This is a genomic window from Streptomyces sp. NPDC048192 (assembly GCF_043202415.1).
GTDB lineage: Bacteria > Actinomycetota > Actinomycetes > Streptomycetales > Streptomycetaceae > Streptomyces.
In genome coordinates, this window is the sequence record NZ_JBIDAL010000004.1 from 235,598 (window position 1) to 247,807 (window position 12,210).

10 protein-coding genes and 1 pseudogene are annotated in these 12,210 nt (G+C 72.8%); 9 read left to right on the forward strand and 2 right to left on the reverse strand.

Annotation, left to right across the window (positions count from 1 at the left end):
- The first annotated feature begins 22 nt into the window (after positions 1-22).
- The 6 genes from ACGFZN_RS09370 to metG all read left to right on the forward strand — a co-directional run bounded on the left by ACGFZN_RS09370 (position 23) and on the right by metG (position 8,958).
- Positions 23-505 (forward strand): hypothetical protein, encoded by a 483-nt coding sequence (locus tag ACGFZN_RS09370; RefSeq protein WP_393857873.1) that lies wholly within the window; start codon positions 23-25, stop codon positions 503-505.
- A gap of 285 nt (positions 506-790) precedes the next feature.
- Positions 791-1,750, forward strand: a complete 960-nt coding sequence (locus tag ACGFZN_RS09375; RefSeq protein ID WP_393857874.1) for a hypothetical protein — start codon at positions 791-793, stop codon at positions 1,748-1,750.
- A 607-nt stretch (positions 1,751-2,357) separates the two neighbouring features.
- Entirely contained in the window at positions 2,358-3,314 is a 957-nt protein-coding gene (locus ACGFZN_RS09380) for an endonuclease/exonuclease/phosphatase family protein (RefSeq protein WP_393857875.1), read from the forward strand.
- A gap of 101 nt (positions 3,315-3,415) precedes the next feature.
- Entirely contained in the window at positions 3,416-5,359 is a 1,944-nt protein-coding gene (locus tag ACGFZN_RS09385) for an FUSC family protein (RefSeq protein ID WP_393857876.1), read from the forward strand.
- Between the two features lie 71 nt (positions 5,360-5,430).
- On the forward strand, positions 5,431-7,107 hold the full coding sequence (locus ACGFZN_RS09390) for a VWA domain-containing protein (RefSeq protein ID WP_393857877.1): 1,677 nt from the start codon (positions 5,431-5,433) through the stop codon (positions 7,105-7,107).
- Positions 7,108-7,242: 135 nt separating this feature from the next.
- A complete protein-coding gene (gene metG / locus ACGFZN_RS09395; protein ID WP_393857878.1) occupies positions 7,243-8,958 on the forward strand; it encodes a methionine--tRNA ligase in 1,716 nt (571 codons plus the stop codon).
- A 24-nt stretch (positions 8,959-8,982) separates the two neighbouring features.
- On the opposite strand, the gene ACGFZN_RS09400 is transcribed toward metG, so the two are convergent.
- The gene (locus ACGFZN_RS09400; protein WP_393857879.1) at positions 8,983-9,195 is read right to left on the reverse strand and encodes a DUF397 domain-containing protein; all 213 of its coding nucleotides are present in this window, start codon (positions 9,193-9,195) and stop codon (positions 8,983-8,985) included.
- Complete coding sequence (locus ACGFZN_RS09405) at positions 9,192-10,067, reverse strand: helix-turn-helix domain-containing protein (RefSeq protein ID WP_393857880.1); 876 nt, start codon at positions 10,065-10,067, stop codon at positions 9,192-9,194. The genes ACGFZN_RS09400 and ACGFZN_RS09405 overlap by 4 nt, the downstream gene beginning before the upstream one ends.
- 156 nt (positions 10,068-10,223) lie before the next feature.
- Between ACGFZN_RS09405 and ACGFZN_RS09410 the strand changes: the two genes are divergently transcribed.
- The 3 genes and pseudogenes from ACGFZN_RS09410 to ACGFZN_RS09420 all read left to right on the forward strand — a co-directional run bounded on the left by ACGFZN_RS09410 (position 10,224) and on the right by ACGFZN_RS09420 (position 12,172).
- Positions 10,224-10,739 carry an ATP-binding protein gene (locus ACGFZN_RS09410; protein ID WP_393857881.1) on the forward strand — a complete coding sequence of 172 codons (516 nt, stop codon included), beginning with the start codon at positions 10,224-10,226 and terminating at the stop codon, positions 10,737-10,739.
- A gap of 149 nt (positions 10,740-10,888) precedes the next feature.
- Positions 10,889-11,770: a helix-turn-helix domain-containing protein gene (locus tag ACGFZN_RS09415; RefSeq protein WP_393857882.1), complete on the forward strand. Its 882-nt coding sequence runs from the start codon at positions 10,889-10,891 to the stop codon at positions 11,768-11,770.
- Positions 11,767-12,172: pseudogene (locus ACGFZN_RS09420) on the forward strand (hypothetical protein). Before ACGFZN_RS09415 ends, ACGFZN_RS09420 begins: the two are co-directional and overlap by 4 nt.
- The last annotated feature ends 38 nt before the right edge of the window (positions 12,173-12,210 follow it).

Genomic DNA, 12,210 nt, shown 5'->3' on the forward strand with positions numbered 1-12,210 from the left:
GAGGAGAGAGAGGAGTGCTCTCATGGCTCAAGCGGCACCCGCGCCGGGTGGCATGCCCCGCCCCGGCCGTACGGCTCCGATCGAGCGCCGGACCTCCGGCGTCCCCGTCCGTCCGCCGGACGTCTTCGACGCGCGCACGCACCGCATCGGGCACATCGCGGTCCCGGTGGTACTGGGCCTGGTCTACGGCTACTGGGTCGCGGCCAACGCCCGCCAGGGCGGCCCCATCACGGGCGGCAACCTGCTGCTCGGCTGGCTCAGCGCGCTGGTGTTCGCGGTGGTGTGCATCGCCCTGCTGACGCTGGCCCCGCGCATGCTCCGTGAGGTGCACGCGCTGCTGTGGACGGCCTTCGTCGGCATCGCCTTCGGCTTCCTCTACATCCAGACACCGCACTCGGTCTGGCGGTCGGTGATCATGTCGCTGCTCGTCGCGGCATGCACCTTCGCCGCGTTCTTCTACCGCTACTACACACGCGAGGACGCCTTCGGCCGCCGGGTCCGCTGAGCCGTGCGGGCGGCCGTACGGGGCGTACGACGACGGCGTGGGCCCCGGTCCGCCGGGGCCCACGCCCGTCCTCCCGTGTTCCCCGCTTCCCTCACCCGGCCGTGGAACCCGGCCGAGGACCGGACTCCCTCTCCCCCCACACCAGGAAACACCCGTTCGGGTGAACCCTCCACCGGAGAGCGGACACCCCGGTTCCGGGACGCCGGTTCCGCCAGGAGTGCGGGGCTTCGCCCGAACGCAGTCGTCCCGCTCGCGGACCCGCCCCGCAGGCCGTTGTCTGGAAGCGTGCCCCCACGCCTCAGGAGCGCCCTGTCGGCCGTACTGCTCGCGCTGTCCTGCCTCCTCGTGCCGTTCGGCACGCTGGCGGCCTGGGCGGCGTACGGACTCGCCGACACGGGCCGGTACGTCACCACGATGGCGCCGCTCGCCGCCGACCCGAGCGTGCGGGAGGCCGTCGCGGACACGGTCGGCGACGGCATCCTGCGCGCGGTGGACCAGCACATGGACGTCCGCCCCGCCGGTGGCATCCCCGCGGGGGGAGGTTCGGTCCGCTCGTTCGTGCGGGACGCGGTGCGCTCCTTCACCCAGACCGAGGCGTTCCGACTCGCCTGGGACACCGGCAACCGGGTCACCCACGACGCGGTCCTGCGGGCCCTGCGCGAGGAGGACGACGGGACGGCCGGACGCCCGGTCACCGTCGACCTCGCCCCCGTCACCGACCAGGTCAAGCGGCAGCTGACCCGGGACCATGTGCCGCTCGCCGCGCGCATCCCGGTGGAGCACACCGCGGTGTCCGTCCTCCCGGCGAGCCGGCTCGCCGCCTTCCGGAAGGGGTTCCACGTGCTCGAAGTCGCCGGTCTCTGGCTGCCGGTGGCGGCCGTCGCCCTCGCCGCCGCCGGAATCGCCCTCGCCGTGCACCGCCGGCGCGCCGTCGCCGCGACCGCGCTCGGCACCGCCCTGGGCGGGGCCCTGCTGTCCCTCGCCGTGTCCGTCGGCCGCGGCCTCACCCTCGCCGACCTGCCCGCGGACGTGCCCCATCCGGCGGCCGGCGCGGTCTACGACGCCCTCACCGCGAGCCTGCGCACGGCCTCCTGGCTGCTGCTGGGGCTGGGCCTGGCGGTGGCGCTGACGACCTGGCTGACCCGCCGCCTGCGCCTGGGCCGCCCGCCCCGGCCCCGGCCCCCGTCCGGCCCGGGCACCCCGCCACCGCCCCCGGTCCGCACACCGACACAGGCCCGGACCTGACCGCTCGGCCGGGGCCGCCCGGAACCCCGGAGAAGCCCGACCGCTCCGCCCCCGGCATCCGACACGGCACCCGCCGCCCCCACCCTGTGGACAACCGGCCCAGCCCCGCCAACCCACCAAAGCCGCCGCGTGCACAGGCCCCCACCCGCGCCCGCGCTCTCGGGGCGGCCGGCCCGCGAACCCGCGGCAGGGCGGCGGCGCGACCACCGCCCCTCTCCGGCCGGCCCACACCCCCACCCACCGAAGCCGCCACGCGCACAGGCCCCACCCGCGCCCGCACCCGCGGACACCTGGCCCCGGACGCGGTCCCAGGCCCCCGAGGCAGTCGACCCCCGCACCCAGGGGCCCCCGGACCTCGGGGCCGCTCGCTCCTCGCACGGTGGGGCCGCTGTCCCCGGACCTCGGGCGGCTCGCCTCCCGCCGCTGCCCCCGCGCCTCGGGGCGGCCGACCCGCCAACCGCGCGACCACCGCGCCCCCTCCAGCCGGCCCACGAACCCACGCGACCACCACACCCCCCTCCAGCCAGCCCACGAACCGCGCAACCACCACCCCTCTCCGACCGTCACGCCCTGGCGCCCGCCCGAACACCCCCCGTACGCTCGCCCCGTGAACCGTCGCCGCGGACGCAGGCTCGGCGCCTGGTGTGCCGGACTGCTGCTCGCCGGGGTCGGTGTGGTCGCCGGCTGCCGGGCCGCCGGCACCGACGGTGTCACCCCGGTGCCCCAACTGCTCGCGTTCCTGCCCTGGCTGCTCGTGCCGGCCGGCTTCGCCCTGCTGTGCGCGCTGCTCGCCCGCTGGTGGCCGGGCCTGGTGGGCGGGGCCGTCGTCCTCGGCGTGCTCGCCTGGTACGTGCAGCCGTACGGCGGCGCCGCCGACCCCGGCGGGCCGCCGCTCGCCTCCCTGCGCGTGCTGACCTCCAACGTGGAGTTCGGGCGCGCCGCCCCCGCCCTGGTGCCGCTGATCCGCGAGCGCCGGCCGGACGTCGTCTTCGTCGAGGAGTGCGAGTTCACCTGCCAGGGCACGCTGGAGACCGAGTTCGCGACCGCCTACCCCTACCGGCGGGCGGTCCGCGCCGCCGGCTCCCACGGCTCGCTCATCCTCAGCCGCTACCCCTTGAGGCCGACGGCCGGTGTCCCCGGCACCATGGGCATGCCCGGCGCGATCGCGGACGTGCACAAAACCGCCGTACGCCTCCAACTCGCCCACCCCATGCCCCCGCTGCCCGGCCAGGTCGGCCTGTGGCGCCGGGAACTCGGCGCGCTCCGCGCCTTCGCGGCGGCCGGCCGGAGCACGCCCACCGTCCTGGCCGGCGACTTCAACGCCACCCGGGACCACGCCGCCTTCCGCCGCATCCTGGACACCGGCCTGACCGACGCCGCCCGCCGCGCCGGACCCGGCCTCGCCGCCAGCTGGCCCGCGCGCACCGCGTCCGTCTTCGGCGCCCAGATCGACCACGTCCTGCTCTCTCCTGACTTCACCGCGGCCGGCGCCCACTTCCTGCGCGTGACCGGCACCGACCACCGCGCCCTCGTCGTGGACGTCACCCTCCACCAGCGCGGCTGACCGCACCCCGGCCGGTCGCCGCGCGACCACGGCACCCCCGGACCGGTGCCCGGACCTGGGACGACTCCGGCCCCCGGGAACGAACCGGCGATAATGGCCGCATGTCGCGCGAGTTCCCCATCGCCCTCACCCCTCCCGACTGGCTGGTGCGGAACCTGCGCCCCGAGCAGGCCCCCGTCAACAGGGCCGCCGTGGCCCGGGCCGCCGTCGCGATGGCCCTCCCGCTGGTGCTCGGCCTCGCCGCCGGTTACCCGGCGTACGGCGCCCTGGCCTCCATGGGCGCCCTGTCCGGCGTCATCGGTGACACCGCCGACGCCTACCGCATGCGCATCCTCAACATCGCGGTACCCCAGCTCTTCGGCGCGGCCGGCGTGACTCTGGGCACGCTGGTGTACGGGCACGGCTGGTACGCGGTCGCCGCCGTCACCGGGATCGCCCTGGTCTCCGGCATGATCTCGACGATCGGCGCGGTCGCCTCGGTCTCGGGCCTGCTCCTCCTGCTGAACTGCGTGATCGGCGCCGGCCTCCCGCTGCCCCGCCCCTGGTGGCTCGCCCCCGCCCTGATGACCGGCGGCGGCCTGCTCGTGCTCCTCCTCGCCCTGCTGGCCTGGCCGTTGCGCTCGGGCGTACCCGAACGCTCGGCGGTCGCGGCCACCTACCGCACGGTCGCGGCCCTGCTGGCCGTCTCCGGCACCGACCGCACCGAGGCGTACGACGAGGCCCGCCGGGCGGTCACCCAGTCCGTCAACCAGTCGTACGACCTGATCCTGGGCCGGCGCGCCCGCCACCACGGCCGCAGCCGCGAACTCACCGGGCTGCTGGCCCAGTTGAACGCCATCACGCCCGTGCTGGAGGCGGCCCCGGCGGCCCACCTGGCCGGTCGTCCCCTGCCGCCGCAGGTTCCCGAGGCCGTCGGCCACCTCGCCCGGGCCGTCGAGACCGGCTACACGGGCCCGATAGCCCTGGACCTGCCGCTCCCGACGACCGAGACGGCGCGCGCGGTGGACCACGCTCTGCGCCACGCCGCGGCGGTGGTGACGGCCCCCGACACGGACCCGCGGGGCATCGACGACCCCCTCGGCCGGCCGCCGTCGCTGGGCATCCGCACGGCACGAGCGGCCCGCAACGTCGTCCTCTCCGCCAACTCCTGGCGCTACGGCGTACGCCTGGCGCTCTGCATCGCCGTCGCCCAGGCCCTGGTCTCCCTGGTCCCGGTCCCGCGCTCCTACTGGGTGGCCCTGACGATCACGTTCGTGCTCAAGCCCGACTTCGGCTCGGTGTTCTCCCGGGCCCTGCTGCGCGCCCTCGGCACGGTGGCGGGCCTGGTGATCGCGGCGGTGGTGCTGGCGGAGGTCCCGCTGGGCTGGTGGGACGTACCGGTGATACTCGTGCTGGCCCCGCTGATCCCGGCCCTCACCCCACGGGGCTACGGCTACCAGACGGCGGCGATCACCCCGGTGATCCTGCTCCTCTCCGACCTGCTGAACCACCAGGGCACGGCCCTGCTCCTGCCCCGTCTGACGGACTCGCTGCTCGGCTGCGCCATCGCCCTGACCGCCGGGTACCTGCTCTGGCCGGAGAGCTGGCGCACCCGCGTCGGCGACCGCCTCGCGGACGCGGTGGCGGACACGGCCCGGTACGTGGAGACGGCGTTCGGCGCCGACGGCGACCCGGCCGCCCGGGCCCGTATGCGCCGGCGGCTCTACCGCGACCTGTCGGTGATCCGTACGGAGTTCCAGCGGGCCCTGACCGAGCCGCCGCCGACCGGCCGGCGCGCGGCGGCGTGGTGGCCTCTGGTCGTCGCGGTGGAACGGATCGTCGACGCGACGACGGCGGCCCGCGTCCGCGTGCGGCACGGGGCGCCGCCGCCGTCGTCGGCCGAGATCGCCCATGTGGTGCTGCAGTTGAGAGAGCTGGCGCAGGGCGTACGGGACGCCGACGTCCTCACCCCGGTCCGCACCGATCTCACCGGTCCCGCGGGCAGCGTCCTCGAACCGCTGCGGCAGGAGGTCGCCGCGGCCCGGTCGATCGCTTCCCCCCACTGAGCCCTTCGCTAACCTTACGTGTCCGTCCTGGCCAGGGATCGACGGGCATCAACTCACGAAGGGTTGCGCACATGGGCATTCTCACTCTCCTGCGGAACGCGTTCAGCCGCTCACGCAAGGGACGCGCCACACCGGCAGAGGATGCGAACTCCCTGCACACGGGGGCGGAAGAGCCGGCGAAGGCGGAGACCACCCGGGCGGAGGAGTCCGCGCCCCACCCCGCGAAGCGGGAGGAAACGGCCCCCCGGCCCACGCAGCCCGAGCAGCCGGCCGCCTCCCTCCCCGCCCAGCAGCAGGCCCCCACGGAGGCCGAGCCCACCACCCCGACCGTGCCCGAGCCCCGCCGCGAGGAACACGAGCTGGTCTCCGCCATCTTCGACAAGATCCAGGTCCCCCGCCCGGCAGACCCACACACCGAGACCCCGAAGCCGGGCACCCCAGAGCCGGACACCAAGGCCGAGCCGGAGACCGAGCCGGACCCCGCCGCCGAGAAGCCGGAGCCGGAAGCCAAGCCGGACCCCGCCGCCGAGAAGCCGCAGCCGAAGCCCGAGACCGAACCACAGCCCGCCGCCGACAAGACCGAGACGGAACCGGAACCCGAAGCCGAGCCTCAGCCAGTCGCGGAGAAGCCGGAGCCGGAAGCCAAGCCGGAGCCCATCGCCGAGAAGACGGAACCGGAGCCGGAAGCCGGGCCTCAGCCAGTCGCAGAGAAGCCGGAGACCGAGTCGGAGCCCGTCGCCGAGAAGCCGCAGCCGAAGCCCGAGGCCGAGCCACAGCCCGTCGCCGACAAGACCGAGACGGAACCGGAACCCGAAGCGGAGCCGGAAGCCGAGCCTCAGCCGACCGCGGCGACGGCGACGGCGACGGCGACGGCCGAGGAAACTGCCGTACCGGCCGAAGAGACCACGCTCCCGCAAGCCGCCGACGGCGAGGACGCCCCGCAGGAGCCACGGACAGCCGACGACGAGACCCGCACGGGTGGTGCGGGTGGGAACGACACCCCCGCCGAAGGCGAAGCCGAGGCGGCACCGGCCGAAGACACCGACGCGCCCCGCAAGAAGACCCCCGCCACCACCCTCGCCAGGATCAAGTCCCGCACCCCCTCCCTCACCGCCGCCTACAAGGCCGCCACCACCGCCCTCAAGAAGCACGACCTCACCGGCACCCGAGCCAGGGTCTACCTCGTGCTGGACCGGTCCGCGAGCATGCGCCCGTACTACAAGGACGGCTCCGCGCAGGCCCTCGCCGACCAGACCCTCGCCCTCGCCGCCCACCTGGACCCCGAGGCGACGGTCCACACCGTCTTCTTCTCCACGGAGATCGACGGCACCACCGACCTCACCCTCGCCCCGGACCACGAGACCAGGATCGACGACGTGCACGCCGGCCTGGGCCGCATGGGCCGTACCAGCTACCACGCCGCCGTGGAAGCCGTACTCGCCCACTACGACAAGCACACGCAGGAGACGGGAGAGAACGAACCCCGCACCCCCGCCCTCGTCGTCTTCCAGACCGACGGCGCCCCGGACGCGAAGACCCCCGCGACGCAGGCCCTCACCGACGCCGCGGCCTCGCACCCCGCCGTGTTCTTCTCCTTCGTCGCCTTCGGGGAGCACGACAACAAGGCCTTCGACTACCTCCGCAAGCTGAAGACCCCCAACACGTCCTTCTTCCACGCGGGCCCCACCCCCCGCGAGCTGACGGACGCGGAACTGTACGAAGGCGTACTCGCCGCCTGGCGTCCGTGACCGTACGTCACCGTCCGTGATCCCCGGGCCGCCCCTTTCCCACCCTGCAAAACGGGAAACGGGCGGCCCACCCCTGTCGGCTACGATTTCAAGGTTCGAAACCGCAGAAAACGCAGCGACCTGGGAGCAGCCACGATGGCTCGACACCTCATCACCAGCGCCCTTCCCTACATCAACGGGATCAAGCACCTGGGCAACATGGTGGGGTCCATGCTCCCGGCGGACGTGTACTCCCGGTACCTCCGCCAGCGCGGCCATGACGTCCTGTACATCTGCGCCACCGACGAGCACGGCACCCCGGCCGAGCTGGCGGCGAAGGAGCAGGGCCTGCCGGTGGAGGAGTTCTGCGCCCAGGCGCACGACGCGCAGAAGGCCGTCTACGACGGTTTCCAGCTCGCCTTCGACTACTTCGGCCGCAGCTCGTCCGCGGAGAACCGCGAGATCACCCAGCACTTCGCCCGCAAGCTGCACGAGAACGGCTTCATCGAGGAGCGGGCGATCCGCCAGGTGTACAGCCCCACCGACGGCCGCTTCCTCCCGGACCGCTACGTGGAGGGCACCTGCCCGCACTGCGGCTATGACAAGGCCCGCGGCGACCAGTGCGAGAACTGCACCCGTGTCCTGGACCCGACCGACCTGATCAACCCGCGCTCGGCGATCTCCGGCAGCACGGACCTGGAGGTACGCGAGACCAAGCACCTGTTCCTGCTGCAGTCCAAGCTGGAGAACGAGGTCCGCGAGTGGGTGGCCCGGCACGACAAGGACTGGCCGCAGCTGGCCTCCTCCATCGCCCACAAGTGGCTGACCGAGGGCCTGCACGACCGGGCGATCACCCGTGACCTGGACTGGGGCGTCCCGGTCCCGGCCGACACCTGGCCGGAGCTGGCGGCCGAGGGCAAGGTCTTCTACGTCTGGTTCGACGCCCCGATCGAGTACATCGGCGCGACGAAGGAGTGGGCCGACCAGGACCCGGAGAACCGCGACTGGAAGTCCTGGTGGTACGACGCGGACGACACCGTGCGCTACACCGAGTTCATGGCGAAGGACAACGTCCCCTTCCACACGGTGATGTTCCCGGCCACCGAGCTGGGCGTGCGCGAGCCGTGGAAGAAGGTCGACTACGTCAAGGCCTTCAACTGGCTGACGTACTACGGCGGGAAGTTCTCCACCAGCCAGAAGCGCGGTGTCTTCACCGACCAGGCGCTGGACGTCCTGCCCGCCGACTACTGGCGCTACTTCCTCATCGCCAACGCGCCCGAGTCGGACGACTCGTCCTTCACCTGGGAGCACTTCACCGCCACGGTCAACAAGGACCTCGCCGACACGCTCGGCAACTTCGTCAACCGCGTGCTGTCCTTCTCGAAGAAGCGCTTCGGCGAGGAGGTGCCGGCCGGCGGCGAGCCCGGCGAGGCGGAGACCCGGCTGGGCGAGGAGATCGCCCGGCTCCTCGGCGAGTACGAGGAGCACATGGAGGCGATGCAGTTCCGCAAGGCGGCAGCGGCCCTGCGCGCCCTGTGGTCGGCGGGCAACTCCTACCTGGAGGAGAAGGCCCCCTGGCTGCAGATCAAGACGGACAAGGACGCCGCGGCCCTCACCCTGCGCACGGCGATGAACCTGATCCACCTGTACGCGGTGGTCTCCGAGCCGCTGATCCCGGCCACGGCGAAGGCGATGCGCGCGGCGTTCTCCCTGCCGGACGACACCGCCACCTGGGTCACCACGGACGAGGCCAAGTCCCTCGCCTCGGTCCCCTCCGGCACCCCGTTCACCGTCCCGCCGGTCCTCTTCGCCAAGCTGACCGACGAGGACCTGGCGACGTACAAGGAGCGCTTCGGCGGCGAGGAAGGCTGAGCCGGTCGGCAGGTCCGTTGAGGGTCAGCTTCCGGACGCGTACGCCAGGAAGTCAGCCCAGGCCTCCGGCCCAAGCATGAGCCGGGGGCTGCTGTCCCGGAACTTGGAGTCGCGGACGTGGACGGTGCCGGGGGTGTTCGCCACCTCGACGCAGGAATTGCCGTCGCCGCTGCTGCTGTAGCTGCTCTTGAACCACGCCAGCGTGGATCCGTCCCTGGTGGTGGGGTTGCCGCTCATGTTTCTCCAAGCATCTGCTCGATGAAAGCCCGCGACTCTCGGGGCGTGAGCGCCTGGGCCCGGATCATGCTATAGCGCAGGTCAAGGATGCGGATCTGCTTCGGATCGGCGACGGGGCGGCCATTGAACGCCCCCTCGGACCGCCCCGCCGCCGTACCGTCCGGGAACCTCAGCACCTCGATGACCCCGCCCGTGCCGAAGTGTTCCTCGATGTCTGTCGGCATCACCTGGATCGACACGTTTCGCAACTCCCCCAGCTCAAGCAAGCGTTCGAGCTGTTGACGCCACACCATTCTGCCCCCGACCGGTCGCCGGAGCGTCACCTCTTCCTGGACGAAGCTGAGCGTCGGCGCGGGTGACCTCTCGAAGATCGAACGGCGAGCCATGCGTGCGGCCACCATCCGCTCTGTCTCCTCGTCCGAGTAGGCGGGGAGCCACGCGCCAAAGAGTGCCCGCATGTGCTCCTCGGTCTGCAGCAGACCCGCGATGTTGCTGTTCTCGTACACCCCGATCTCGACCGCCTTCGCCTCCATCTCCGCCAAGGCCCGCACCTTCTTCGGATACCGGACCTTCGCCACGTCCTCCTTCATCGCGGCGAGCAGCCCGCCCGCCCCCAGCACCTCGTCCGCCCTGTCCAGAAACTCGGGCCGGGGAATCCGCTTCCCGCTCTCGATCTTGTAGACGAGATCCTCGCCGTACCCCACGGCCTTCCCGAAGTCGCCGGCCCGCATCCCCACGGCCTCGCGCCGCAGCTTCAACTGCCGCCCCACGGTGGCGACGACCGCGACACCCCACTCGTCGTCCGGGTCCACTTCCCACCCCGGCTCGTCAGCCTCGGTCCTCAGCCGCCGAACCTCGCCGTCCACCGACATGCGCGCCCCTCCGTCGTACCGCCTCGTACCAGCCACGCCCTACCCGTACGCGACGCCCCGACAAGCCCGGACACCGCCGGACAACGGCTGGACAGTCACCGTACGCAACCACGACGTCACTCACCACGGTAGGTGCATACGGCCACGCTGAGTCACGTGAATGAGAACTTCAGCGTCCTGCTGTCCCCCACACCCCGAGGTGCCCGCCTCGCCCGGCTACTCGCCACGGAACAACTGCGCACCTGGGGCCTGCCGTTGGACCCCGCGCAACTCATCGTGGCCGAACTTGCGAACAACGCCGCCACTCACGGCCGCGTCTCCGGCCGAAGCTTTCAGCTCCTCCTCCAAACGGTCGGCGACACCCTCCGCATCGAAGTCACGGACACACGCGGTGACCGGCTCCCACACCGCCACCCCGCTCACCCCACCGCCGAATCCGGCCGCGGCCTGACCCTGGTGGCCGCCCTCGCCGACCGCTGGGGAGTCACCCCCGGCCTGCCGCCCCGCAAGACGGTCTGGGCCGAACTCACCCTCCCCGCCCCGCAGTCACCGGAACATGAAAGCCCATTCTCCGGTCCGACCTGCGCTCCCCATGCACTACTCACCGGGGAGAAAGAACCCCACCAAGCCCCACCCCTCCCTCCCGCCGGGCAAACTCACACCCGCGAGTGAATATGCCCAAGTAGGCTGGATTCGGGACCGGTTGCCTGCCCTGCGCTCAGCGCCAGCAGCACCCGACAACCCCAGACATGCGACGGCCCTCGCCGGGACTGGCATCCCAGTGCGAGGGCCTGACCACCGAGGAAGATAGGCGCTTCCCGATGGACACCGAAAACCCTAGCGCGCCCTCGCGCGCCCAGTCCCGTCTCCGGGGCAAAAACCACCCCGCCGGGCACCGGACCGCCGGCGTCGTCCACGACCACGTCCGCCACACCGAGAACTTCACGGTGATCGGCAACGACCTGGCCCAGCCCCCGGAGCTGTCCCTGCTCGCCATCGGGCTGGCCTGCTACATCCAGTCCGTCCGACCGGGCACCGCCGTCGACATCAAGACCCTCGCCAACCGCTTTCCCGAGGGCCCCACCCGCATCGCCGCCGCCCTGCGGGAGCTCGAAACCCACGGCTACCTGCGCCGCACCCGCGAGCGCACCCCCACCGGCCGGATCGTCACCCGCACGGTCTCCTGCAACCGGCCCGGTCACCGCGCCGCCCGCGAGACACCCACCCGCACATCCGGCGCACGGCGCACGTCCCCGGACGAACCCGCGCCCCGCAAGCGCCGCCTCCCCGCCGTCCCGCAGCCGTCGTACTCCTCGCCCGGCCTCCTCCAGACCGCCGTCGACGTCCTCGCCGGCCTGCGCCGCCACGACCCCCGCCTGCTCCTCTCCGCCACCGACGCCGAACACCTCGCCCCCGGCGTCGCCGCCTGGCTCGAACGCGACCTCACCCCCACCGCCGTACGCCACGCCCTGACCGAGAACCTGCCGAACGAGCCCCTGATCCGCCCCGCCGCCCTCCTCGCCCACCGCCTGACTGCCCAACTGCCGCCCCCGCCGCCGTTCCGGCCCCCGGCCCCATCGGCCCCCGAGCCCCGCCACCCCCTCCAGACCTGCGACGGCTGCGACCGCGCCTTCCGAGCCCCGGCCCCCGGCCACTGCCGGGACTGCCGAGCCGATCGATCTCCCGGAGGCCGCCTCCCATGACCCCCCTACCGGGCGACGCGCCGCAGGGCGCCTCCCACGTCTATCGGGCCATGCGGACTTCGTCCGGTCGGCGGACGACACCCTGCCCGGGAAGTGAGAGGTCACCCGGGAAGGGATCGTCCACGACATGAGGTCGCCCGTCGGTCCGCACAAGCTGACCGCAGCGCACCTTCGAAGGCGCCTCGAAGAGGTGATGCCGGAAGAGGTCGTGGCCCATACGGGCAGGCCGGAGGTGTCCCGGTCTACGCGATCTTCGACCCCCGCACAGGCGAGGGCGCCGTCTTCACCGACATCCACCCCACCCCGGCGGGACCCGGCTACGCCACCCGCAGGGACTTCCTCTACGGCGAGGACGTCACCCTCGCCGACTGGACGATCTCCACCGAGGGCCTTCCCCGCTAGGGAGCAAGAAGGGACGAGCAGCGGTGACACCCGCACAC

Excerpts from the sequence above, each read along its gene's own strand:
- ACGFZN_RS09370 (WP_393857873.1), top strand. The coding sequence starts at position 23 with ATGGCTCAAGCGGCACCCGCGCCGGGTGGCATGCCCCGCCCCGGCCGT.
- ACGFZN_RS09385 (WP_393857876.1), top strand. The coding sequence starts at position 3,416 with ATGTCGCGCGAGTTCCCCATCGCCCTCACCCCTCCCGACTGGCTGGTG.
- ACGFZN_RS09390 (WP_393857877.1), top strand. The coding sequence starts at position 5,431 with ATGGGCATTCTCACTCTCCTGCGGAACGCGTTCAGCCGCTCACGCAAG.
- metG (WP_393857878.1), top strand. The coding sequence starts at position 7,243 with ATGGCTCGACACCTCATCACCAGCGCCCTTCCCTACATCAACGGGATC.
- ACGFZN_RS09400 (WP_393857879.1), bottom strand. The coding sequence starts at position 9,195 with ATGAGCGGCAACCCCACCACCAGGGACGGATCCACGCTGGCGTGGTTC.
- ACGFZN_RS09405 (WP_393857880.1), bottom strand. The coding sequence starts at position 10,067 with ATGTCGGTGGACGGCGAGGTTCGGCGGCTGAGGACCGAGGCTGACGAG.
- ACGFZN_RS09415 (WP_393857882.1), top strand. The coding sequence starts at position 10,889 with ATGGACACCGAAAACCCTAGCGCGCCCTCGCGCGCCCAGTCCCGTCTC.